Origin of the sequence: Mycolicibacterium holsaticum DSM 44478 = JCM 12374 (assembly GCF_019645835.1) — a bacterium.
GTDB classification, from domain to species: Bacteria; Actinomycetota; Actinomycetes; order Mycobacteriales; family Mycobacteriaceae; genus Mycobacterium; species Mycobacterium holsaticum.
The window spans coordinates 3,087,931-3,111,597 of sequence record NZ_CP080998.1; the positions used below are offsets into that span (position 1 = coordinate 3,087,931).

18 protein-coding genes are annotated in these 23,667 nt (G+C 67.0%); 14 read left to right on the forward strand and 4 right to left on the reverse strand.

What is annotated here, in order from left to right; all coding sequences use genetic code 11:
- Positions 1 to 15 precede the first annotated feature (15 nt).
- From K3U96_RS14895 to K3U96_RS14925, 7 genes are all read left to right on the forward strand, one after another.
- The gene (locus tag K3U96_RS14895) at positions 16 to 3,165 is read left to right on the forward strand and encodes an ATP-binding protein (protein ID WP_220690216.1); all 3,150 of its coding nucleotides are present in this window, start codon (positions 16 to 18) and stop codon (positions 3,163 to 3,165) included.
- Between the two features lie 108 nt (positions 3,166 to 3,273).
- Positions 3,274 to 3,777 carry an SRPBCC family protein gene (locus tag K3U96_RS14900; protein ID WP_220690217.1) on the forward strand — a complete coding sequence of 168 codons (504 nt, stop codon included), beginning with the start codon at positions 3,274 to 3,276 and terminating at the stop codon, positions 3,775 to 3,777.
- A gap of 96 nt (positions 3,778 to 3,873) precedes the next feature.
- Positions 3,874 to 4,764: a KPN_02809 family neutral zinc metallopeptidase gene (gene ypfJ, locus K3U96_RS14905; RefSeq protein WP_220690218.1), complete on the forward strand. Its 891-nt coding sequence runs from the start codon at positions 3,874 to 3,876 to the stop codon at positions 4,762 to 4,764.
- Positions 4,757 to 6,403, forward strand: coding sequence for a DUF885 domain-containing protein (locus K3U96_RS14910; RefSeq protein WP_220690219.1), 1,647 nt, complete (start codon positions 4,757 to 4,759; stop codon positions 6,401 to 6,403). Before ypfJ ends, K3U96_RS14910 begins: the two co-directional genes overlap by 8 nt.
- A 41-nt stretch (positions 6,404 to 6,444) precedes the next feature.
- A complete protein-coding gene (locus K3U96_RS14915; protein WP_220690220.1) occupies positions 6,445 to 7,116 on the forward strand; it encodes an MBL fold metallo-hydrolase in 672 nt (223 codons plus the stop codon).
- Between the two features lie 17 nt (positions 7,117 to 7,133).
- Positions 7,134 to 7,880, forward strand: a complete 747-nt coding sequence (locus tag K3U96_RS14920; RefSeq protein ID WP_220690221.1) for an SDR family oxidoreductase — start codon at positions 7,134 to 7,136, stop codon at positions 7,878 to 7,880.
- A 15-nt stretch (positions 7,881 to 7,895) separates the two neighbouring features.
- Positions 7,896 to 8,723, forward strand: coding sequence for a mycofactocin-coupled SDR family oxidoreductase (locus tag K3U96_RS14925; protein ID WP_069404012.1), 828 nt, complete (start codon positions 7,896 to 7,898; stop codon positions 8,721 to 8,723).
- 90 nt (positions 8,724 to 8,813) lie between these two features.
- Here K3U96_RS14925 and K3U96_RS14930 read toward each other — a convergent pair whose 3' ends face one another.
- Positions 8,814 to 9,710, reverse strand: coding sequence for an acyl-CoA thioesterase (locus K3U96_RS14930; protein WP_069404011.1), 897 nt, complete (start codon positions 9,708 to 9,710; stop codon positions 8,814 to 8,816).
- A gap of 83 nt (positions 9,711 to 9,793) precedes the next feature.
- Here K3U96_RS14930 and K3U96_RS14935 point away from each other — a divergent pair, with 83 nt between their 5' ends.
- The 4 genes from K3U96_RS14935 (at position 9,794) to K3U96_RS14950 (ending at position 14,208) form a co-directional block, all read left to right on the forward strand.
- Positions 9,794 to 10,456, forward strand: a complete 663-nt coding sequence (locus tag K3U96_RS14935) for a TetR/AcrR family transcriptional regulator (protein ID WP_220690222.1) — start codon at positions 9,794 to 9,796, stop codon at positions 10,454 to 10,456.
- A 99-nt stretch (positions 10,457 to 10,555) separates the two neighbouring features.
- A complete protein-coding gene (locus tag K3U96_RS14940) occupies positions 10,556 to 11,779 on the forward strand; it encodes an amidohydrolase family protein (protein ID WP_069404009.1) in 1,224 nt (407 codons plus the stop codon).
- A gap of 33 nt (positions 11,780 to 11,812) precedes the next feature.
- The gene (locus tag K3U96_RS14945; protein WP_069404008.1) at positions 11,813 to 12,955 is read left to right on the forward strand and encodes an acyl-CoA dehydrogenase family protein; all 1,143 of its coding nucleotides are present in this window, start codon (positions 11,813 to 11,815) and stop codon (positions 12,953 to 12,955) included.
- The gene (locus K3U96_RS14950) at positions 12,952 to 14,208 is read left to right on the forward strand and encodes an acyl-CoA dehydrogenase family protein (RefSeq protein ID WP_220690223.1); all 1,257 of its coding nucleotides are present in this window, start codon (positions 12,952 to 12,954) and stop codon (positions 14,206 to 14,208) included. Before K3U96_RS14945 ends, K3U96_RS14950 begins: the two co-directional genes overlap by 4 nt.
- Before the next feature lie 69 nt (positions 14,209 to 14,277).
- Here the strand turns inward: K3U96_RS14950 and K3U96_RS14955 are convergent, their stop codons facing one another.
- Entirely contained in the window at positions 14,278 to 15,291 is a 1,014-nt protein-coding gene (locus tag K3U96_RS14955) for an Rv2578c family radical SAM protein (protein WP_220690224.1), read from the reverse strand.
- Between the two features lie 179 nt (positions 15,292 to 15,470).
- Here K3U96_RS14955 and helR point away from each other — a divergent pair, with 179 nt between their 5' ends.
- Both helR and K3U96_RS14965 read left to right on the forward strand, forming a co-directional pair.
- Entirely contained in the window at positions 15,471 to 17,696 is a 2,226-nt protein-coding gene (gene helR, locus K3U96_RS14960) for an RNA polymerase recycling motor ATPase HelR (RefSeq protein ID WP_268928448.1), read from the forward strand.
- 39 nt (positions 17,697 to 17,735) lie between these two features.
- Positions 17,736 to 18,635, forward strand: a complete 900-nt coding sequence (locus K3U96_RS14965; RefSeq protein ID WP_069404004.1) for a haloalkane dehalogenase — start codon at positions 17,736 to 17,738, stop codon at positions 18,633 to 18,635.
- Positions 18,636 to 18,642: 7 nt separating this feature from the next.
- Here K3U96_RS14965 and K3U96_RS14970 read toward each other — a convergent pair whose 3' ends face one another.
- On the reverse strand, positions 18,643 to 19,065 hold the full coding sequence (locus tag K3U96_RS14970; RefSeq protein ID WP_220690227.1) for an Rv2576c family protein: 423 nt from the start codon (positions 19,063 to 19,065) through the stop codon (positions 18,643 to 18,645).
- 147 nt (positions 19,066 to 19,212) lie between these two features.
- On the opposite strand from K3U96_RS14970, the gene K3U96_RS14975 reads away from it, so the two are divergent.
- Entirely contained in the window at positions 19,213 to 19,758 is a 546-nt protein-coding gene (locus tag K3U96_RS14975; RefSeq protein WP_220690228.1) for a hypothetical protein, read from the forward strand.
- Here the strand turns inward: K3U96_RS14975 and K3U96_RS14980 are convergent.
- Entirely contained in the window at positions 19,755 to 23,393 is a 3,639-nt protein-coding gene (locus tag K3U96_RS14980) for an Ig-like domain-containing protein (protein WP_220690229.1), read from the reverse strand. The genes K3U96_RS14975 and K3U96_RS14980 overlap by 4 nt on opposite strands.
- Positions 23,394 to 23,667: the final 274 nt, after the last annotated feature.

Below are 23,667 nucleotides of genomic sequence, written 5' to 3' on the forward strand. Positions count from 1 at the left end.
CCTGGGAGGCGACTAATGGAGGCACCGGCACGCTGCCCCACCTGTGGCACCGAAGCGCGTACCGGCGCCCGGTTCTGCGACGGATGCGGAACCGCGCTGGATCAACCTCACATCGCTGAGTACAAGCAGGTGACGGTGCTGTTCGCCGACGTGGTCCGGTCGATGGATATCGCCGCGGTGCTTGGTCCCGAGCGGCTCCGGGAGGTGATGACGGAGCTCGTGCTGCGCGCCACCGCCGTCATCCGTCGCTACGACGGCACCGTCAACCAGTTCACCGGCGACGGGATCATGGCGCTGTTCGGCGCTCCACGCGCGTTGGAGGATCACGCTCGTCGGGCCTGTCTGGCCGCACTCGACGTCCAGGAAGAGGTCCGTACCTTGGCGGCGGAGACCGCTCGCCGCGACGGGATCTCCCTGCAGCTGCGGATCGGGCTCAACTCCGGAATGGTTGTGGCCGGCGACATCGGTCCGGAGGCTCTCGCATACACGGCCGTCGGCGAGCACGTCGGGATGGCCCAGCGGATGGAATCTGTGGCGCCACCCGGTGGCGTGATGCTCAGCGAATCCACGGCCCGACTGGTCGAAAGCGACACGCTACTCAGCGACCCGCAGCCAGTGCGCATCAAAGGGTCGACCGCGCCGGTGACGGCCCGCCGGCTGATAGGGGTCGGCAACTCTCGCCGCACGGGTCAGCGCACCCCGCTGGTGGGTCGGGAGCGCGAGATACGCCTGCTAGAAGCGGCGCTCGAGGACGCGCTCAGCGGCCGCGGGCGCGTCATCGGGATCAAAGGAGCTCCCGGCATCGGCAAGAGCCGGATCACTCAGGAGGTGGTGGCAAGGGCCACGCACCTGGGCCTCGATATCTTCTCGGCGTACTGCGAATCGCATACCAGCCAGATTCCGTTCTTCGTCGCTGCCGAGCTGCTGCGCTCCTTCTTCGGGGTCGAGGGGTTGGCCCCGGCCGCCGCCGCGATCAGGATCAGAACCACAGTGCCCCAGGCAAATCCCGAGGATCTCGACCTCCTGCACGACCTGCTCGGTATCGGTGACCACGGCGCAACCAGTGGTATCGACCCCGACGCCCGCAGGCGCCGGCTCACCGGATTGCTCGACGCAGCCCTGCTGGCGCGCACCGAACCCGCCGTCTACGTGATCGACGATGTTCAGTGGATCGACGCCGTGAGCGAATCGATGCTCACCGATCTGGTTTCAACGGTCGCGAAAACACCTGCGCTGGTGCTGATCACGTACCGCCCCGAGTATCGCGGTGCGCTCAGCCGGGCAGGCGACTCAGGCGTCGTCTCTGACATGGTTGCGCTCAGCCCACTGGACCGCTCGCAGACGTCGACGCTGCTCGCCGAGTTGTTGGGGTCGGATCCGTCCGTCGCGCAGATCGCCGAGCGCATCGCCGACCGCAGCGCAGGCAACCCATTCTTCACCGAAGAGATCGTGCGTGACCTGGCTGAGCGCAGAATCCTCGACGGCGGGCGCGGCTCCTACGTCTGTCGCGGCGACGGCGGGGTCAGCGTTCCGCCGACCGTACAGGCCACCATCGCCGCTCGCATCGACCGCCTCGGAGCGGCCGCCAAGCGAACGCTCAACGCGGCATCGGTGATCGGTTCGCCGTTCGGGGCTCGGCTGCTGAGCGCACTCGATGTTTTCGAGGTGGCCGAGTTGATCGACGCCGAACTCGTCGAACCGGTATCGATGTCGGAGTACGCATTCCGACATCCGTTGATCCGCTCGGTCGCCTACGAGTCGCAGCTCAGATCGAGCCGTTCACAGCTGCATCGACAGGTCGCCGCCGCCGTCGAGCATCAGGATCCGTCGTCAGCCGACAAGAACGCTGCCCTGATCGCAACGCACCTCGAGGCAGCTGGCGACCTGCATGGGGCCTTCGATTGGCACATGCGGGCCGGGACATGGTCGGTACACCGCAATATCGCTGCCGCGCGGATGAGTTGGGAGCGGGCGCGGTCCGTCGCCGACGAACTGCCCGCCGACGATCCAGCGGTAACACACATGCGCATTGCCCCGCGAACGTTGTTGTGCGCCACCATCTGGCGGGTCGGCGGAAGCCTTGCCGACGTGGGATTCGACGAGTTGCGTGAACTCGCGACAGCGGCGGGCGACATGCGATCGCTGGCACTCGGGATGACCGGCTGGGTGCAGATGCTGAACTTCTACGGCAAATACGCCGAAGCGTCGCGGCTGGCCACTGAATTCGCCGACCTGTTGGATTCCATCGATGATCCCGAAATGACCGTGGGGCTGATGTCCATTCCCATCGTTGCGAAGTGGGACGCAGGAGAAATGGCCGAAGCCCTCAGACTGGCACAGCGCGCGATCGAACTCTCCAACGGTGACCCGTGCATGGGCAACATGATCATCGGCTCACCACTCGCGTTCGCGCTCGTGCTCCGCGCGTCGGCCTCATCCATCCTCGGAATCGACGGGTGGAAGGACGATTATGACCGGGCGATCGAGATCGCCCGTGCGGTAGACAAGTTCACCTTCTGCACCGCGGTGATGTTCAAGTACATCGCCGTCGAGAATTGGGCTTTGCTTTCCGATGAGGCGGCAATGCGCGACACCGCTGAGGCATTGGCGGTCGCACAGCAGTTCGGCGATGACTTCACGCTGACCACTTGTGAATTCGTGCGTGGCACCGTTTTGGTGCGGCGCGGCGACGCCGATCGCGCACACGGGTTCGAACTACTCGCCAGGTGTCGGGAGGTGGCGTTGGAGCACCGGTTCACCATCATCGCCGCGTGGTGCGCTGACCTTGACGTCGCGGCGGAGAAGATTCGCACGGGCGACTTCGACACGGCGATCGAGTTGTGCCGCAGTGTCCTCGACGAAGAGATACGCGCGGGCGAGATGATGAATCGCGGCTGGACCACCACGGTGCTCGTCGACGCACTGCTCCGGCGTCGACGCCCGGGAGATTTGGACCAGGCTCAGGCAGCGGTGAATCGATTGGCCGCCATGCCGACCGAGCCTGTTTACCTCTACCACGAGCTACCCCTGATGCGGATGAGGGCAATGCTGGCGAAAGCACGCGGCGACGACGCGACCTTTGCCGACCTCCGCGACCGCTACCGCGCGCGGGCGGAGGAGGTGGGCATGGAGGGTCATATCGCGATCGCCCGCGCGATGGACTAGACACCGAAACCGACGCAATGGTCGATTCGGCAGCGAAGGCCAGCCAAAGCGTCGGGCTCGGCGCGCCTACCTCGAACGGCCCCGGCTAGACACGGTCCCCTAGGGTGTATGGCCATGAAGGCATGCGAACGCGTCGGCCTTGACTTCATCGACGACGCACCGTTTCGGTTCGTCAGCACCGTCGACCTGGCGATCACTCCCGAGCAGCTGTTCGAGGTGCTCGCCGACGCCGAGTCCTGGCCGCAGTGGGCCACGGCGATCACCCAGGTGACCTGGACCAGCCCGGAACCCCGCGGCGTCGGCACCACCCGTACCGTGCGCATGCGCGGCGGAATCGTCGGCGACGAGGAGTTCCTGGCCTGGCAGCCCTACAGCCACATGGCCTTCCGGTTCAACGAGGCCTCCAGCGGCAGCATCGCGGCGTTCGCGGAGGACTACCGGGTGGTGAAAACCCCGGGCGGCTGCCATCTGACCTGGGTGATGGCGATGAAACCCCACGGCGTCGCGGCCCGCATCGGCATGACGCTGGGACGGCCGGTGATGGGCTGGGTGTTCCAGAAGTTCCTGCACAACCTGCGCGACTACTCCAACAGGCGGTACGCGGTGTCCTGATCCGCCCGCATTCCCCGCGAGATCGCACGCCTTGATCCCGCTTTCTGTCCCGGAACCTGGTTTCACGCCCAATCGCGGTGTGCAAAGCTGGTCGGCATGACCTTCAACGAGGGCATGCAGATCGACACCAGCACCACATCGAGCAGCGGCGGCGGACGCGGCCCCGGCCGGGGAGTCGCAATCGGCGGAGGTGTCGGTGGCCTGCTGGTCCTCGTCGTTGCGCTGTTTCTGGGCGTCGATCCCAGCACCGTCGTGCCCCAACAGCAGATCGGCACGGGCGAAGTCGGCGCCCCCGGTTTCGATCTCAGCCAGTGCAAGACCGGGGCCGACGCCAACGAGTTGGCCGAGTGCCGTGTCGTGGCCACCGGCAACTCGGTCGACGCCGTATGGCAGCAGTTGATGCCCGGATATGAGCGCCCAAGCGTCCGGCTGTTCACCGGGTCCGTGCAGACCGCTTGCGGCCCGGCCACCAGCGATGTCGGGCCGTTCTACTGCCCGGCCGATCAAACCGCCTACTTCGACGTCGACTTCTTCGACGTGCTGAAGAACCAGTTCGGTTCCAGTGGCGGTCCGTTGGCGCAGGAGTACGTGGTGGCTCACGAGTTCGGCCACCACGTGCAGAATCTGCAGGGCACGCTGGCACGCGCGCAGGGCGCGGGAGCCAAAGGCGCTACCGGCGGCGGCGTGCGCACCGAGCTGCAGGCCGACTGCTACGCCGGGGTGTGGGCACACTACGCGGCCATCACCAAACAGGAGAGCACCGGCGTCCCGTTCCTGGAGCCGTTGAGCGACAAGGACATCAGCGACGCATTGTCGGCCGCGGCCTCGGTGGGCGATGACCGCATCCAGAAGCAGGCCACCGGTCAGGTCAACCCCGAGGCGTGGACACACGGTTCGGCCGCGCAGCGGCAGAAGTGGTTCACCGAGGGGTACCGCACCGGCGACCCGAACAAGTGCGACACCTTCACGACGAACAACCTTGGCTAGGACGTCAACGGCCGTCGACGCCGTCGCCGAACGCTATCTCCAAGTGGCCGCCGCCCTGGATCCCTGCGCAGCAACGGATATGGGCATCACCGGCCACGACGACAACATCACCGACTACTCCCCCGCAGGCGTGGCCGCGCGCGTCGAGGCGGCCCGAAACGCGTTGCGCGAACTCGACGGTGTGCAACCCGTAGACGACGTGGACCAGGTGACCATCGCCGCGATGCGGGACCGCCTCGGGATCATGATCGAACAGCACGACGCCGGCCTCGACGTCGGCGCCTTGAACGTGATCGCCTCACCACTGCAGGCGATGCGCGACGTGTTCGATCTGATGGCCACCGAAACCGAGGACGACTGGGCGTTGATCGCGGCGCGGTTGTCGCGGTTGCCGGACCGGGTCGCCGGCTATGCAGACGCGTTGCGTGCGTCGGTTGCCGACGGGCGCGCTCCTGCGGTGCGCCAGGTCGCGCGTGGGATCGAGCAGGCGACCGGCATCCAGCACTTCTTCGTCGATATGGTCGCCGACGCCGTGCCCGATAACGCGGTGCTGCAAGAGGATTTGCGCCAGAGTGCGGCCAACGCCGCCAATGCCTACCGCGAGCTCGGCAGGGTCCTCGGAGACGAGGTCGCGCCGTATGCGCGCCAGGAAGACGCCGTCGGCCGCGACGAATACCGGTTGTGGTCCCGGTCGTTCCTGGGCGCGACGGTCGACTTCGACGAAGCCTACGAGTGGGGCCTGACCCAGCTGGAAGCCATTGTCGCCGAGCAGGAGTCGACCGCGGCCCAGCTGTATCCGGACGTGACGGTGGCCGAGGCGCTGCGCCGCCTCGACGAGGAGGAGCGCTACGTCGTGGCAGGTGTCGACGCGCTGCAGTCCTGGATGCAGGATCTGTCGGACCGCGCCGTCGAATCGCTTGCCGGCACGCATTTCGACATCGCCGCACCGCTGCGACGGCTGGAGTGCAGGATCGCACCCACCCACACCGGTGGCATCTACTACACCGGCCCGTCGGAGGATCTGACGCGGCCGGGCCGGATGTGGTGGTCGGTGCCGCACGGCGTCGACACGTTTCACACCTGGCGCGAAACCACGACCGTGTACCACGAGGGGGTACCAGGACATCACCTGCAGATCGGGCGCGCTGTGGTGCTGGCCGACCGGCTCAACCGGTGGCGCCGACTGGGCTGCTGGGTGTCGGGCCACGGTGAGGGCTGGGCGTTGTACGCCGAGCGGTTGATGGCCGAGTTGGGCTGGCTTGACGATCCCGGTAATCGGCTGGGGATGCTTGACGCTCAGCGCTTTCGGGCCGCCAGGGTCTGCATCGACATTGGGGTGCACTGCGGTCTGACCGCGCCCGACGGCGGTGTGTGGGACGCCGAGCGGGCGTGGGAGTTTCTCCGAACCCACAGCGCGATGAACGACGAGCATCTTCAGTTCGAACTGGACCGTTACCTGGGCTGGCCGGGTCAGGCACCCTCGTATGCGATCGGGCAGCGGATCTGGCAACAGCTACGCGACGAGATGCTCGGGCGGGGCGCGGCCCTCAGAAATTTTCACAGCCGCGCGCTGGATCTGGGCGGATTACCGCTGGATGTGCTCAGGTCGGCGCTGTTGAGTGATTTCGCGACGAGCTGATCCGCTGTGCTCGGCGGCCGCGGCGCTCTAGCGTCATGGTCATGGACGCTGTGACCGTAACGCCGCAGCTGACCATGCTGCGGGTGCAGGGCTGGCAGGTCTATGTCTGGAACGACGCGGGCTCGGTGACGCTGATCGACTCCGGCGCACCCGGATCCGGCGCACAGATCGCGGCAGCGGTGCGCGGTATCGACCGGATCGTGCTGACGCACGGGCACGTCGACCACGTCGGGTCGGCAGCCGAACTGCGCAGCGCGACGGGCGCCGCCGTGTTCGCAGGCGCAGGCGACGCGGCCGCGATCCGCGCCGGTAGCGCCCTGCCGCCGCCGGTGTTCGAGGACTGGGAAGTGCCGATCCACCAACAGGTTTCGGCTGGCCTGCCCGACGCGGCGCCGCCGGTGACCGTCGACCGGGAACTGGTCGACGGCGATGTGCTGGACTTCGGCGGCGGCGCCGAGGTGCTTTCGGTGCCCGGCCACACCGAGGGCAGCATCGCCATCCACCTGCCGCGGCACGGGGTGCTGTTCACCGGTGACACGGTCGCCAACGTCGGCGCCGTGATGCTTGGCGCCTTCAACCAGGACCGCGCACGAACCGTCGCCTCGTTCCGGCGGTTGGCCGCCCTCGATGTCGAAACCGCATGTTTCGGCCACGGTGACCCGCTAGCGTCGTCTGCTGGCCCGCGACTTCGCGAGGTCGCGGCCGCCCTGTGAGCCGAGGAGGTTCGACGATGCGTATCGCGGTAGCCGGGGCGACGGGCAACATCGGGGCCCGCGCGGTGAGGTTCCTCGAAGACAACGGCCACGACGTGGTCAAGATCAGCCGGTCACAGGGGGTCGATCTGATGACCGGCGAGGGTCTGGACGCTGCGCTCGACGGGGTGGCGGCGGTCCTCGACACCGTCAGCGCGCCGCCCACCGACCGCGAGCAGACGGCGGCGTACTTTGGAACCACCACCGCCAACCTGCTTTCCGCCGGACACCGCGCCGGTGTGCGCCACCATGTTTTGTTGTCGATCGTGGGAATCCACGGCATCGAGGGCAACGCGCACTACGCGGGCAAGCGCGAGCAGGAGCGGTTGGTCACCGCGGGACCCGTGCCGTGGACAATCGTGCCCGCCACTCAGTTTCACGACTTTGCGGCGATGGTCACCGGTTGGACCGAGCAGGACGGCGTGGCCACCATCGCTCCGCTGCTGGTGCAGCCGATCGCGCCCGACGACGTCGCCCGGGTGCTGGCCGAGGTGGTCACCGGTGAACCGCAAGGCCGGTATTTCGACGTCGCGGGACCCGAAACCCAGGACTTGGTCGACATGGCGCGCCGGACGCTGACGGCCAAGAGCCGGCACGTGAAACTCGTGCCGACGTGGTCGGGGATTTTCGGGGTTTCGATGGCGGGAAACGTGTTGTTGCCCGGGGAGAATGCCCGCATCGAGGCGACCACGTTCGACGACTGGCTCGCGGCCGGCGCCAACTGACAGGAGATCCCACCGATGACGAACCCCGATGCCCCGTTGGCCGGCAAGGTCGCCTATGTGACGGGCGCCGCGCGCGGGCAGGGCCGCGCGCACTGCGTCCGACTGGCCCGTGCCGGCGCCGACATCGTCGCGATCGACGCGTGCGGTCCGGTCGCCGAGCACAACGGCTACCCGCCCGCGTTGCCCGAAGACCTCGCCGAGACCGTCAGCCTCGTCGAGGGCGAGGGCCGCAAGATCGTCGCCGACCGGGTCGACGTCCGCGACGCCGCCGGACAGCAGCGGGTGGTGTCCGACGCGGTGGAACAATTCGGCCGCCTCGACATCGTCGTCGCCAACGCCGGGGTGATGAATTGGGGCCGGCTGTGGGAGATTTCGGCTCAGCAGTGGCAAGACGTGCTCGACGTCAACCTGACCGGCGTATGGAACACGATCAAAGCCGTTGTGCCGCCGATGATCGCGGCTGGCAACGGCGGCTCGATCATCACGATCAGTTCAGCCGCGGGCATCAAGGCCGTTCCGGGCTGCGGTCACTACTGCGCGAGCAAGTTCGGCCTCGTCGGGCTGACCAACTCGCTGGCGGTCGAACTCGGCGAGTACGGGATTCGCGTCAACTCGGTCCACCCGTACGGCACCGACACCCCGATGGGTAACGACACCTCGATGTGGCAGATCTTCGCCGACCACCAGACCTACATCCACAGCTTCTCGCCCGGTGCGCTGCCGACGGACTCGCTGGCCGACCCGGACCTGATCTCCGACATCGTGCTCTGGTTGGCCAGCGACGCGTCGGCTCTGGTGACCGCGGCCCAAATCCCCGCGGACAAGGGCTATCTGAAGATCTAAGTCCTCACCATCCTCCCACGAGCAGACGCAAAGGGCCCCATTTCGCCGCGGACATGGGGCCCTTTGCGTCTGCTCGCGCTGAAAAGGTGCTTAGAGCCGGGACTGTTCCTTGATCGCGGTGTCGGTGGTGCGCAGCGGCCGGATCAACGCGTCCTGGGCGAAGGAGGCGATCAGCTCACCGGACTCGGTGTGCACCGCCCCGCGCACGTAGGACATGCCCGCGCCGACCTGCGTGCTCTCGTGGCTGTACAGGAGCCAGCCATCCCAGGAGAACGGCTCATGAAAACTCACCGACACCGTCATCGGCGCGGTCGAGACGGTCAGGTGTGACTGTGCGGTACCGATACCGGCATGCGCCCGCATCGTCGTCGAAATACCAAGGTGTCCAGTGAAATAGGCGATCAGCGCCTTGGCCAGATCGTCACGACTCGGGATCGGGTCGTAGTGCAGCCAGGCGTACAGCTCGGGCGGGCCGACCTCGTCGGGGCTGTTGACGTCGACCACATCGACCAGCCGCAGCTCGCGTCCGGCCATCGGCATCTCGGCGACGTTGGCGTCCGCCGGCGCCGCCACGTCCGGGCGGGACAACTGGTGCCGGATGACGTCGGCGGTGGGCACGTCGGCCAGCACCGTCACCGTGATGCAGCGCTTCCCGTTCTGCTTGGCGGCGATGACGGCCGTTGCAGTGGAACGTCCTTCGGCGACGACGTCGATCTCCAGCTCGACAGGGCCGGCCGCGACCATCACCGCCCGCGCGAACACCGCGTGCGCCGAGCGTACCGACTTGTCCGGAAACTTCTTGGCCGCAGCGACAATCGCCTGGGCGAGCACCTGCGTGCCCTCGACCACCTGACGCTCGTCCTCGCCCGCGGGCCCGGTCTGTGCGATGAAACGGTCTTGGCCGTCGGGGGTCACGTCGAACAGGTCGAGCAGCCCCTGCACGCTCCACTGGGCTCCCACGGATGGATGCGCTGAATCTGTCGTCATGGCACCGAACAGTAACCGAGCTTCTGCAAAAGCGGTAACGTCATTACCAGCCAGATATCGCTCGCCCGCGGAAGGTTGTTCACATGGCGAAGAGCACCGGCCGCCCGGCCGGGGCCGCCAGGAAGGCGTCGACCGCCGACCCCGCCGTCGACCCGGAAGCGCGCTCCAAGCGGTTCATGAAGTCCGCGCTGGCCATCCTCGGCGAGACGGGACGCACGGACTTCACCGTGCTCGAGGTGGTCGAGCGGTCCAAGACCTCGCTGCGCTCGTTCTATCAGCACTTCTCCACCAAGGACGAGCTGCTGCTGGCGTTGATCGACAAGATCATGTCGGAGTCCGCCCGCAGGTGGCGCGACCAAACCGCCGGGCTGGCAAGCCGGACCGCCCTGCGGGTGCTCATCGACCGCATCTGCACCCCGGCCGAATCCACCACCCAGGACAAGGTCAACCGCGGCCTGACCTACTACAACGACCACCTCGCCGAGACCTTGCCGCGCGAGTATGCGCGCGTGCTGTCCCCGCTGCACGAGCTGATCAAAGACATCATCAGGCGAGGCATCGCCGAGGGTGAATTCCGCGGCGACCTCGACGTCGAGGCCAAGGCCGCACTGATCATGCAGTCCGCGCTGGGCGCGATGCGGCTGCAGGTGCTGGGCGCAGAGCTCAACGGCATGCCCATCGCCGCCGACCAGATCTACGAATTCTGTGTCGGCGGATTGCGCGCCGACCCCGACGACCGCACCTGACCTGCGCAATGCCGGCCCCCTCAGGGGTGGTGTTTTCGCTGGTACAGACGTGGTAATGTCATTACCAGCAGTGCAGAACCAGACTTCCAGGAGGCGGAAATGGCCCGCAAGCTCCCCTATCCGGTGTTCGACGCCGACAACCACTTCTACGAGCCCAAAGAGGCGCTGACCAAGTTCCTGCCGGACCACCGCAAGAACGTCATCGACTACATCGAGGTGCGGGGGCGGACCAAGATCATGGTGCGCAACCAGGTCAGCGACTACATCCCCAACCCGACGTTCGAGGTGGTCGCCCGGCCCGGCGCCCAGGAGGACTACTTCCGGCACGGCAGCGGCGGCAAGAGCTTCCGCGAGGTGATGGGCAAGCCGATGAAGGCGATCCCCGCGTTCCGCGAACCCGCGGCGCGTCTCGAGGTCATGGACAGCCTCGGCCTGGACTACTCGCTGATGTTCCCGACGCTGGCCAGCCTGGTCGAGGAACGGATGAAGGACGACCCCGAACTCATCCACGACGTCATCCACGCCCTCAACGAGTGGATGTATGAGACCTGGCAGTTCAACTACGAGGACCGGATCTTCTCTACCCCGGTCATCACGCTGCCGATCGTCGACCGCGCCCTCGAGGAACTGGAATGGTGTCTGGAGCGCGGCGCGAAGACGGTGCTCGTGCGTCCCGCCCCGGTCCCCGGCTTCCGCGGCACCCGCTCGTTCGGGCTACCCGAATTCGACCCGTTCTGGCAGGCGTGCGTCAAGGCCGGTATTCCGGTGTCGATGCATGCATCGGACTCCGGTTACGCCGAGTACCTCAACGACTGGGAACCCGCCGACGAGTTCCTGCCGTTCAAGCCCACCGCATTTCGGATGGTCTCGATGGGCAAGCGGCCCATCGAAGACTCGATGGCCGCGCTGGTGTGCCACGGTGCGCTCTCCCGCAACCCCGACCTGCGCATCCTGTCGATCGAGAACGGCGCTGACTGGGTGCCCTACCTGTTCAAGCAGTTCGACAACACCTACAAGAAGATGCCTCAGGAGTTCCCGGAGAACCCGATCGAGGCCTTCAAGCGAGGGGTCTACGTGGCGCCGTTCTGGGAGGACGACTTCACGCAGATGGCCGAGCTGTGCGGAATCGACCGGGTGATCTTCGGGTCGGACTGGCCCCACCCCGAGGGGCTGGCCGAGCCGACCCACCTGATCGATGACCTGCAGGGCCTCGACGAAGAGGGACAGCGGAAGGTCATGGGCGGCAACATGATCGACCTGTTCAAGGTGCCCAACGAGATTGTGCACAATCCCGAGGTGCCGCCGCTCGTCATCCCCGCCTGAAGCGCTGACCCTCGAAGAGGCTGAACTGATCTGATGACCGACGCCGCAAATCCCGAGGTCCTGCTTTTCGCCTCGACAACGCAGTCGTTCCTGGAAAAAGAAGCGTCGCTGAGCCGACTGCGCGAACTGCACGACACCGGCACGTCGTTCGACGCCGACTGGTGGCGTCGGGCCGCTGAACTCGGCTGGACCAGCCTGCTGGTTCCCGAGGAACTCGGCGGCGGCAGCGTGTCCGGCGACGGGGTGAAGGACCTGGCGCTCGTCGCCGAACTGGCAGGCCGGGTCGTGGCACCCGGACCGCTGCATCCGGTCAGCACGGTGCTGGCCGCGCTGGCCGAGGCGCCCGAAAACCACGGCGACACAATCGAATCACTGCTGGCCGGTGAGACCATCGCGTCGTGGGCGGGCTACGAACCGGGCCAGCCGTGGTCACCGATGACGCCGTCGGTCACCGCCACCGCTACCGGTGGCGGTTTCCGCATAGATGGGGTCAAGGACCGCGTCGAAGCGGGCGCTGAGAGCGCGGTCCTGCTGGTGATCGCCGAGTGCGACGGCGCCGTGCGCCAATTCCTGGTGCCCACCGACGCCGCGGGCGTGCGGGTGGAACCGCAACGGTCGATCGACATGGTAAAGACCTACGCACGCGTGCATTTCGATGGTGTCGAGGTCGACGGCTCGGCGCTGGTCGGATCGGCCGAGAACACCCCGGCGATCATCGCGCGGCAGAACCAGATCGCCGTGGCGCTCCAGTGCGCCGAGATCGTCGGTGTGCTGGACACGGTGTTGGACTTCACGATTCAGTGGGGGTTCGACCGGCATTCGTTCGGCCGACCGATCGGCTCGTATCAGGCGCTCAAGCACAAGTACGCCGATCTGAAGATCTGGTTCGAGGCGTGCCGCGCGACGACGAACGCCGCGGTGGCCGCGGTGGCCGCGCGTTCACCCGGTGCGCAGATGGCGGTCAGCGTCGCGAAATCCTATTGCGCAGAACACGCCCCGGGGATGTTGCAGGACTGCATTCAGCTGCACGGCGGCATCGGCGTCACCTGGGAGCACGACCTGCATCTGTTCCTGCGCCGCGTCACCTTGTACCGCTCGCTGTTCGGCACCCCCGAAGAGCACAACCTCCGCGTCTATGCGCTGACCAAAGAGTCGGGACTGGAGCACGCCTCATGACCGAAACAGCCTCGGCACCAACGGAAACGACCGAGTCCGTCGAGGAGTTCGCCGCCCGCGCCACAGCGTGGCTGGCCGACAACATGCCCCCGATCGACCCGAACAACCCGCCCGAGCACGACCGGGGCGAAGAGGAACCGTGGTTGCGGGCCAGGGAACTGCAGAAGCGGCTCTACGAGGGTGGATTCGCCGGGATCTGCTTTCCCAAGGAGTACGGCGGCCTGGGCCTTCCCATCGCCTACCAGAAGGCCTTCGACGCCGTCTCACGCTGCTACGAGCTTCCTGTCATCCTGAACACCCCGACCTTCACGATCTGCGCGGCGACGATCCTGGACACCGGCAGCGAAGAGCAGAAGCAACAGCACATCTCGGCGGTGCTGCGCGGTGAGGAGGTCCTGGTCCAGCTGCTGTCGGAGCCCAGCGGCGGATCCGACCTCGCCGGCGTCATCACCCGCGCCGACCGTGACGGCGACAAGTGGGTGATCAACGGCGCCAAGACGTGGAGCACCAGCGCGTTCGCCGCCGACTACGGCCTGATGCTGGCGCGCACCAATTGGGATGTGCCCAAACACGAGGGCCTGACGATGTTTCTGGTGCCGATCAACAGCGCGGGCATCACGCTGCGGCGCATCAAGCAGGTGAACGGATCGGTCGAGTTCTGCGAGGAGTTCTTCGACAACCTCGAACTCGGCGACGACGCCGTCGTCGGCGAGGTCAACAACGGCTGGCACGTGGCGTCACGGCAGCTTTACCACGAGCGGCGCGCGGTGGGCGGCGGCTCGGAGTTCGCCAGCGGGATCGGCGCCGAGGGCAAGTCCGACGTGCCCATCGACTACGTCGCCCTGCTGGAGGCGACCGGCCAGGCCGACAGCGAGCGGGCCCAGGAGATGGCGGGCCGCGCGCTGGTGCACCGCGCCGTGCGCGAGCAGCTCATCGAGCACGTGTACCACGGCGTGCTCGACGGCTCCCTGCCCCCGGCGGCCGGTTCGATCATCCGCGTCACCCACGCCGACATCCACCATCTGGAGTTCGACACCGCGCTGTCCATATCGGCGAGTTCGGGCGTCATCGACGCCGGCAACGACCTGATCCGGCACGGGGAGCGGTACCTGGGGCGCCAGGCCGCCGCACTCGGCGGTGGCACCACCGAGATCGCGCGCAACATCATCGGTGAGCGGGTGCTGGGCTTCCCCCGCGAGCACGCCGCTGACCGCGGGGTGCCGTTCAAAGAGGTCAAGCGCAACAAGGGTTGAGCCCGGGCCGCCGGCGAGCATATTTCCGCGCCGGACTCCAAAGTTTGTGTCTACTCGCCGCATTAACGGTTAGAACAGTGTCGGCTGCAACGGTTGGGGCGCCGGGGTTGGGGTCGGCGCCGGCCGAAAGGGGCGACGGTCCGGCGCCAGCCCGTGTTCGGCGATCAGCGGAGTCACCCGCTCGTGCAGCATCTTGCGGTAGTCCTGCGGCAGGTACGCACCGCGCCGGTACAGGTCGCGGTACGGCGCGACCAGTTCGGGATGCGACCGCCTCAACCATCCCATGAACCACCCGCGCGTCGATCCGCGCAGATGCAGCCCGAACACCGTCACGCCGGTGGCTCCGGCGGCGGCGATCTGGCCCAGCAGGGCGTCGAGATGCTCGGCCGAGTCCGTGAGGTGCGGCAGTACCGGGGCCACCATCACGTGGCAGTCCAGACCGGCCTCGCGCACGGCGGCGATCAGCCCGAGCCGGGCCTGCGGGGTCGGCGTGCCCGGCTCGACGTCCCTGTGCACGTCGGGGTCGGCCACTGCGAGGGACACCGCGACGCTGACGTCGACGCGTCGGGCGGCTGCGGTGATCAGCGACAGATCCCGGCGCAGCAGCGTGCCCTTGGTCAGGATGGAAAACGGTGTGCCCGAATCGGCAAGCGCGGCAATGATTCCGGGCATCAACGCGTAGCGCCCTTCGGCGCGCTGATAGGGGTCGGTGTTGGTGCCGAGCGCGACGGTCTCATGCGACCACGACGGTCGCGACAGCTCCCGGCGCAGCACGTCGGCGACGTTGGTCTTGACGACGACCTGGCTGTCGAAGTCGGCGCCGCAGTTCAGGTCGAGGTATTCGTGGGTGGGCCGGGCAAAGCAGTACCGGCACGCGTGCGAACACCCGCGGTAGCCGTTGACGGTGTAGCGGAACGGGAGCTGAGAGGCCTTCGGCACCTTGTTGAGCGCCGACTTGCACAGCACTTCGTGGAACGTGACGCCGTCGAATTGCGGGGTGCGCACGCTGCGTACGAAGCCGATGCGCTGCAAGCCGGGCAGTGCGCCATCGTCGACGCTGACACCCTGGCTATCCCACCGCATACAGTTCATTCGAACTGACGTTCGAGACGATGTCAAGGCAATTACGCGGGCGTCGGTAAGCTGGTTGCGAGCGCTCGACTGTTCCCACTCCAAGATACAACGCACCCGGGGGCTTGCGGCAAGACCCGGGTGATGCGTCAAACTGCTTGGCCGAAGCGCTAACTCACGAAATGAGGCATGTGACAAGTCGCAGGTACGAGAACGAACTGCATTCCGAGCAGAGCTATGTGGCCGGGCTCTATGAGCGGTTGGACGCCGAGCGCACCCGGCTCAAGAAGAAGTACGACGCCGCGCTGCTTGCCCCCATCGACGCCCAGGACGGCGGCACCCTGATCGATCGGGACGCCTCGGTGCGGGGGCTGGCCGCCCAGATGGACCGGCTGAACGTGGCCGACCACGGGCTGTGTTTCGGCCGCTTGGACAGCCTCGCCGGGGAACGCTCCTACATCGGGCGCATCGGGCTGCTCGACGAGGGCAACGACTACGAGCCGCTGCTGGTGGACTGGCGGGCGCCCGCGGCGCGCGCCTTCTACGTCGCCACGGCCGCCCACCCCGAGGACATGCGTCGGCGCCGCCAGTTCCGCACGCTCGGGCGCCGCATCATCGACTTCACCGACGAGGTCTTCGTCGCAGACGGGGACGCACCCGGTGACGACACCGCGCTTGCCGACGATTCGGTGCTGCTCGCGGCGATCAACGCCCCTCGGGGCGAGGGGATGCGCGACATCGTCGCGACGATCCAGGCCGAACAGGACGAGATCATCCGTCTCGACCATCCCGGGGTGCTGGTGATCGAGGGCGGCCCGGGCACCGGTAAGACCGTGGTGGCGCTGCACCGGGTGGCCTACCTGCTCTACACCCACCGCAAACGCATGGAAAGCCACGGGGTTCTGGTGATCGGGCCCAACCCGGCGTTCCTGGACTACGTCGCGCGGGTACTGCCGTCGCTGGGCGAGACCAACGTGGTGTTCATGACCACCGGCGACCTGGTGCCCGGACTGCACGTCACCGCCGATGACGATCCGCGGGCCGCCCGGCTCAAGGGTTCGCTGAAGATGCTCGACGTGCTCGCCGCTGCGGTCGCCGACCGGCAACGGGTGCCCGAGACCCCGCTGGAGATCGAACTCACCGACGTCACGGTGCGCATCGACGCCGAGACCGCGCAGTGGGCGCGACAGGAGGCACGCGACAGCGGCAAGCCGCACAACGAGGCCCGCGCGGTGTTCACCGAGATCGTCACCTACGTGCTCACCGAGCGGGCGATCGCACGCATCGGACGCGGCTGGCTGACCCGTGACGACCGCAAGGCCTGGGAGGACCTTCGCACCGACCTTGTCGACGAGCTCAACGAGAATCACGCGTTCAACGCCGCGCTCGATCAGCTCTGGCCGCTGCTGACACCCGAAAACGTGCTGTCGCAGCTGTATTCGTCACCGCAGCGGCTTGCCGCGGCGGGTGCGGATCCGGCATTGCAGCGCGCCGACGGCGACGCGTGGACGGTGGCCGACGTGCCGCTGCTCGATGAACTGGTCGACCTGCTCGGCCGCGACAAGGCCGCAGAGCGGGCGGCCGAGCGTGCGCGCAAGGCCGAGGCCGAGTACGCCGAAGGTGTGCTGGAACTCATGGTCGCCCGTGAGGACCTGATGGACGACGAGGACCGCCTGATGGCCCAGGACCTGTTGTACGGCGAGGATCTGGCCGAGCGCTTCGTTGAACGCGATACCCGCGATGTCGCGGAACGCGCTGTGGCGGACCGGGATTGGACGTACGGACACGTGGTCGTCGACGAAGCCCAGGAGCTATCCGAGATGGACTGGCGGGTGCTGTTCAGGCGCTGCCCGAGCCGGTCGTTCACGGTGGTCGGGGATCTGGCCCAGCGCCGCTCGCAGGCGGGCGCGACGTCGTGGGACGCGATGCTGGCCCCGTACGTGCCCGGCCGCTGGGTCTACCGGTCGCTGTCGGTGAACTACCGGACTCCCGCGGAGATCATGGAGGTCGCCGCGGCGCTGCTCGCCGAGTTCGCACCCGGTGTGCAGCCCCCGGAATCGGTGCGCGCGTGCGGCGTCCGGCCGTGGTCACGACAGGTTGGCGCCGAGGACCTGCCCGCCGCGATCGACGAGTTCGTCCGGGCCGAGGGCGGCCGCGAAGGGACGAGCGTGGTGATCGGGCCGCCGGGCGTGCCGGGTGCGGTGACGGCGGCGCAGACCAAGGGCCTGGAGTTCGACGCGGTGCTGGTGGTCGAGCCGCACCGCATCCTCGCCGACGGCCAGCGCGGCGCGGCGGAGCTCTACGTCGCGCTGACCCGCGCCACCCAGCGCCTCGGGGTGCTGCACACCGCCCCGCTACCGCCGGCGCTGACCGGCCTGGAACCGTTCGTCGAGGCGCACAACCAGCAGTTGGCATAACCACGACGGTCGCGCCGGCGGTTTGGCAAAATGCGCATCGTGGTGGGAGCCGAACCGTACGGACAGTTGCAGTACCAGGAGATCCGCGGTAGGCGGATGGCCTACGTCGACGAAGGCGAGGCCGCCGACGGCGTCACGATCGTCTTTCAGCACGGCAACCCCACCTCCTCGTATCTGTGGCGCAACGTGATGCCACACCTCGACGGACTGGGCCGGCTGGTGGCATGCGACCTGATCGGCATGGGCGCCTCCGACAAGCTCGAGGACTCCGGGCCGGACCGCTACCACTACGCCGAACAGCGCGACTACCTGTTCGCGCTGTGGGACGAACTCGATCTGGGTGACCGTGTCATCCTCGTGCTGCACGACTGGGGATCGGCGCTGGGCTTCGACTGGGCCAACCAGCACCGCGATCGGGTGGCAGGCATCGCCTACATGGAAGCCATTGCCATGCCGATCGATTGGGCGGATTTCCCCGACCCGGTCCGCCCGCTCTTCGAGGGATTCCGCTCAGCCGACGGCGAGGCGATGATCCTCGAGCAGAACCTGTTCGTCGAAGCCGTGCTGCCCGGCGCCATCCAGCGCACGCTCACCGACGAGGAGATCGAGCATTACCGCGCGCCGTACCTGACCCCAGGTGAAGACCGGCGCCCGACGCTGTCATGGCCGCGCAACATCCCGATCGAGGGCGAACCCGCCGACGTCGTCGCGATCGTCGAGGAATACGGCCAGTGGCTGGCCCACAGCGACGTGCCGAAGCTGTTCGTCAACGCCGAGCCGGGCGCGATCACGCGCGGGCGGGTGCGGGACTTCGTGCGCACCTGGCCGAATCAGACCGAGGTCACCGTCGCCGGGACGCACTTCATCCAGGAGGACAGCCCCGAGGAGATCGGCAAGGCCGTCGCCGCGTTCGTGCGCGCGCTGCGCGCCGTTGACTAGGGCTGGGTTACCACTGCCCGAGTTGGCAATGCGCGGTGTAGGGGCCGGTGTTCGAGACGACGACCTCACCGTCGACGGCGATCTCGCAGTGCGGATTCGGCGCGCCCTGCATGGCGTGCACGCCGGTGCTCGCGGTCAGGATCGCCCACTGCGGATCCTCGAGCGTGGTTTCGAACACCCACGGCGCACCCGGGCCCAGGTCGACCTGCTCGCTCTTGAGGTACGCGTACGCATCGGCGTTGTATGCCTCTTTGCTCGCCGGCTGCGCGATCAGGTAGTTGAGTTTGTAATCCGCGGCGTTACCCGGTGACGTGAGGGTGTAGCGGACCTGATGGGTGGTCGGCTCCGCGTTCGCGGTGGCCTGACTGACTCCGATGGATGCGGCCGCCAGCGCGAGCGCTGCCCCGACCCGAAATGTCGCAGTTCGCATGTCCCTCACATCGCCGCACCCTACCGAATCGTTACACCCGCCTTTTGGTGAGCCACTTCTGGCGAGCGTGCGTGTTTGCCGCCGACACGCCGACGATCTGGGCGATTTCACGCACGCTCGCAACAGGCGAGGTGGCACGCTGCAGGCGTGGACACGTCATCGCAACCCCAGGTAATCGCCGACACCGGTGGCCTCGTCGTCACCGACGACGGACGCCGCGTCCTGGTCATCGACCGCGGAACCGGGCCGTCGGCGGTGCTGGCGTTCGTACTCGGCATGCTCACGCTCGTCGCGGGTGGGTTCGGCGTCGTCGCGCTCGTCACCGGCACGCCCTCCGCGACGCTGGGCGCGGCGTTGGTGGCGGTCGCAGTCGTGTTGGCGGTGGTCGTCGTCGTCGTGGTGCGCAGGATCCGACGCAACCGCGGGCGTCCGCTCAACGAATGCCGGCCCGTGGCGGTGATCGACCGCAAGCTCGGGTTGTTCAGTTACCGCGGCGGCGCGATCGTGCAGCTGGATCAGGTGCGCTTCGCGCGTCGGCTCCAAATCGGTTCGAGCTCACCGAAATTGGTTGCGGTGACGCCCGGTGGCACGAAGGTGCTCAAGCGCGGCAACCCGTTCGACGGCGGCGTCGGCGGCATCGACGAGATCCTGACCGCCGTGACCCAGAGCGCGGACGTAAGGCATCAGCGCTAGTTTCCGGTGGTTCGGTCGCCAGAGTCGTCGGCCCAGTTCGCCCAGAACTTCGCCGAATCGCCCACGTTGACCACTCCGCTGGTGACGGTCCAATGGCCGTCGTAGACGGTGAAGGTGTTGTCGGTCGGTGTGGTGCCGAAGAAGCCGCCGGCGTCCCACGAGATCGTGGTGACGCCAGAGCCCCAGACCGTGACAGATCCGGTCGCGACGGTGCGCCCTGCACCCGTGCCGGGGGTGACATTCGAGTTCGGAATGTCGTCGCCATCAGGATCGCTGACGGTCATCGTGCCCACCGTGCAGGCCCAGAAGGCGCACGCGAGGCCACCGAAACCGGTGATCACGGGCGGGCTGTTGATCGCGTAGATCGGCACGACGACCGTGAGCTGGGCGGTGCCGCCGAAGCCGTCGGCGACGGTCATCGTGAACGCGTCCTCGTAGGCGGCCAGGGTGACACCGTTGTAGATGCTGCTCGCAGCATCGATCTTGGCGACTGCGTGCCGCTGGGCGGTGGTCAGGTTGCTCGTATAGGTGAACGAGCCGTCGGCGGCGATGGTGACGGTGCCACCGCGCGAGCTGGTCACACTCGTCGGCCAGATCGGAGCGTCGCCGTCGGCGTCGTAGTACGTCAGCTTTCCGGTGCTGGTCTGGGTGGTGCCGTTCAGGGTGCCGACCGTCGGGGTCTGGGTCAGTGTCAGGGTCGGAGCGGTGTTGGGCATCGTGGGCTGGACGTTCACCCGCAGGGTGACCGTGCGGCCGTTGGCGGCGGTGCCGATGATCGTGACCACGTCGTCGGCCGTCGTGCTGTGGCCCAGGCCCGCGTCGCGGACGTAGGTGAAGGCCCCGGTGGTCGGGTCGAACGCCGTGATCGTGCCCTTCCCCGGAGGCGTTCCCAGCGAGTAGCCGGTGAACACGCCCGGCTGGTTGGTCGAGGAAGGCACGGAACCGGTGACGACGTACGGCGTCGAGGTGTCGACATTGGCCGGGGTGATCGAGGTGACGTTCGACACGGTCACCGTCACGATGGTGCTGCCGTGGTGACCGTCGCCGACCCGCACCTGGAAGCTCTGGGTGGCGCCGGCCGTCGCCGACGACACATAGGTGAAGTCGCCTGTCGCAGGGTTGATGGTGACGATGCCGCCGTTGCCGGAGCCGTTCTTGGTGTAGGCCGAGTTGCCGTTCAGACCGTTGACCGACGACTCGACCAGCGTGTAGGTCAACGTGTCACCGTCGGAGTCGCTGCCGGTGACTTTGCCCTTCACCACGCCTGCCGCGTCGGAGCCGCCCACGGTGTGGCTTGCCGTCGGGTTGGCGTCCGTCCCGTCGATGATCAGGATCTTGAACGGGAGCGTGTATCTGACACCGTCCGCGGATTCCACCGGTATGTGGACGATGTCGTACCTGTCGGCCTCGTTTTCCGAGGTTGCCCGGTGGAAGAACGCCGCGCCGGGCAGCGTGTTGGTGTAGGTGTAGCCGCCGTTGGCGGTGTTGATGGTGACCAACGCCCCGCCTTCGGAGACGAACGTCCCGAGCAGCGATACCCCGAAGTCCACCCCGATGCCGTCGGGATCGGCCGCATGGAACGATCCCGCCGCGTACTGGGACTGCGAGCTCGGGCCCCCCAAATTGATGGTGTAAAGCCAACTCTCGTAAGTCGTCCAGGTGTCGAACTCTGTCAGGACAGCCATTTCCTGGAACCGCTTGTAGACAGCGACTAGCGCGACGTAGGTCACGAGCGTGAACGGGTTCACCTGTTCGGCTGTCCAGGCGGGCAAAGTCACGTCCCAGGCCCGCTCGGGTTCGTGGAACGCACCGCCGTCTCCGAGCCCGAGTATGGCCGCCGTCTGAGCGGCGGCGACCTTGGCCAGGAGGCTGTCGAAATCATTGAGGTCTGCTTCGGTGACGACCGCCCCGGTGGTCGCCTTGATGACGTCGATCTCGATCTGAACCGGGTCGTAGACGCCGTTCAGCATGTTCTTCAGAACGGTTGCCGTTCCGACCACGGCGGCCCCCATCATCTTGTACGGGGTGATGACACCGAGAGTGTCTGCGCCGGGGGCGATCGTGAAGGGCGGCACCACCCGGTTCAGGAAGTCTCCCGCCGCATTGAGCGTGTCGACGAACGTATAACCCGGGACGGCCGATACAAAAAACAGCCCAAGGACGCTTTGGAGGTCAGGAACCCAGCGCGCGGGACTGCCTGGGACCGCGTTGGCGATCAGGGCCTCGAGTTGGTCGTTGGCGAGGTCGAGCGTGTGGTCGGTTTGGGAATTGGTGATGTCGACAAAGTTCCGCGGCGGCCCGGGCCAGCCGACCAGCCGGTTGATCGCCCGGACAAGGACGCCCTGGAAGTACCACTCGGCCGTCCCGGGCGTGGGCGTCGCGGCGGCCACACCGGCAGCCAAGGCCCCCATGGGTGCGGCCGCCAGGACCCCCATGGGCGCGGCGGCCAGGGCCCCCATGGGTGCGGCCCCCCAGGCCCCCATGGGTGCGCCCGCGCCGAAGATCGAAGTGGGTCCCCCGTACATACCGGCTGCGATCGGTGCACCAATCACCGGAATCATGCCGACGACATCACGTGCAAGATCGTGGAGCTCGTCGAGGATGTCATTCTGGTCGCCACGCAGCACGGCCGCGCCCAGTGCGGAGACGTTGAATAGGGCGCTGATTGCGTACATAGCTGTTCCCACTCCCGGGATCCAGCCGATCGACCTACTGACTTCTGCGAGGACCGCTTCGCCCACCATCTCGGCGATCGGGCCCAACACTCCGACTAGCGCAACGAAAGGATCTTCGTTCCGTCGAGCGGATACCCACAGCGCTTGCAGCATCATGCCGACGGGCGTCGTCGGCGCTGAGTTGCCGTCCGGGGTGATTCCGAGCTGCTTCAAAAGTTCACGGGCGACTTCAGTGGCAGCTGCTGCGACTTCCTCGTTCTCGTCGGGGGTCTCGCCGTCGGCCAAGGTTGGCGGCTCGGCGGAGCTGTCGTTCAAGACGCCTTCAGCGGGTCCTGGTGCGCCGGGCTCGTCCTCCGAAACGTCCGCGGTGCCTTCACTATTCACTGCTTCGATGACGATGAGATCGGTGCTGTCGTTGACCGGCGGTGGCGTTTCTTCCGCCGCAGAGATGTCGTCGGGGAAGGGTTGTGGAGAGCTCAGCTCAACGGCTGATTCATCAGTCGCAGTGGGCTGCTCGGGCGGCGGGGTGCTCTCCGGATCGTCGGCCTCTTCGCGGGACTCTGGTTCCCCGTCTGTTCCGTCCTCGGTGACGTCGTCTGTGTCGTCGGTGTCGCCTTCGGTGACGTCTTCGGTGTCGTCTTCGGTGTCGTCGTCGAGGTCTTCGGTGTCGTCGTCTGTGTCGTCGACGTCTTCGGTGTCGTCGACGTCTGCTCCGCTCGAAACGTTCGGCGCACCGGCGGGTTTAGCGGCATCGGTCTCACTTCGATTGCCGGTGTCGCCACCGCCGGGGTTGTCCTGCGAGGACGTCGAGTCCGCCGTGTCTGCTGCTGCCACCCCCTGGCCGGTGAGGAGTGCCGCGGCCAAACCGACGCCGACGGCGCTGACCCCCAGCCAGTTCTTGGCGGGCTTGCGGTGACGGCCTTTTATCCGACGTGGCTTTCGCGGAGTGGGAGCGGCCAACGCATCTCCTTAGCTGCATCACTGTCGGGCTCGCCGATCTGCAACGTGTGTCAGTTGCCAGCAAAGACGCCAGCGCATGGTGCACGGGTGCTCCGACGACGGCCCGCCGCCCCAATTGGGCGTCAGACCTGGGAGTCAAATTAACATGATCGATAATATTTCGGAGCGGCAAATGAAGCCGAGTTGTCTGTGCGGCCCGGCCGGCTGTTTGTGAACCCAGCGCGAGCGTGCGCAAAATACGCGAAACAATCGGCGTGTCGTCTGCAGACACGCA

Excerpts from the sequence above, each read along its gene's own strand:
- K3U96_RS14895 (WP_220690216.1), top strand. The coding sequence starts at position 16 with ATGGAGGCACCGGCACGCTGCCCCACCTGTGGCACCGAAGCGCGTACC.
- K3U96_RS14900 (WP_220690217.1), top strand. The coding sequence starts at position 3,274 with ATGGCCATGAAGGCATGCGAACGCGTCGGCCTTGACTTCATCGACGAC.
- ypfJ (WP_220690218.1), top strand. The coding sequence starts at position 3,874 with ATGACCTTCAACGAGGGCATGCAGATCGACACCAGCACCACATCGAGC.
- K3U96_RS14915 (WP_220690220.1), top strand. The coding sequence starts at position 6,445 with ATGGACGCTGTGACCGTAACGCCGCAGCTGACCATGCTGCGGGTGCAG.
- K3U96_RS14920 (WP_220690221.1), top strand. The coding sequence starts at position 7,134 with ATGCGTATCGCGGTAGCCGGGGCGACGGGCAACATCGGGGCCCGCGCG.
- K3U96_RS14925 (WP_069404012.1), top strand. The coding sequence starts at position 7,896 with ATGACGAACCCCGATGCCCCGTTGGCCGGCAAGGTCGCCTATGTGACG.
- K3U96_RS14930 (WP_069404011.1), bottom strand. The coding sequence starts at position 9,710 with ATGACGACAGATTCAGCGCATCCATCCGTGGGAGCCCAGTGGAGCGTG.
- K3U96_RS14935 (WP_220690222.1), top strand. The coding sequence starts at position 9,794 with ATGGCGAAGAGCACCGGCCGCCCGGCCGGGGCCGCCAGGAAGGCGTCG.
- K3U96_RS14940 (WP_069404009.1), top strand. The coding sequence starts at position 10,556 with ATGGCCCGCAAGCTCCCCTATCCGGTGTTCGACGCCGACAACCACTTC.
- K3U96_RS14945 (WP_069404008.1), top strand. The coding sequence starts at position 11,813 with ATGACCGACGCCGCAAATCCCGAGGTCCTGCTTTTCGCCTCGACAACG.
- K3U96_RS14950 (WP_220690223.1), top strand. The coding sequence starts at position 12,952 with ATGACCGAAACAGCCTCGGCACCAACGGAAACGACCGAGTCCGTCGAG.
- K3U96_RS14955 (WP_220690224.1), bottom strand. The coding sequence starts at position 15,291 with ATGCGGTGGGATAGCCAGGGTGTCAGCGTCGACGATGGCGCACTGCCC.
- K3U96_RS14970 (WP_220690227.1), bottom strand. The coding sequence starts at position 19,065 with ATGCGAACTGCGACATTTCGGGTCGGGGCAGCGCTCGCGCTGGCGGCC.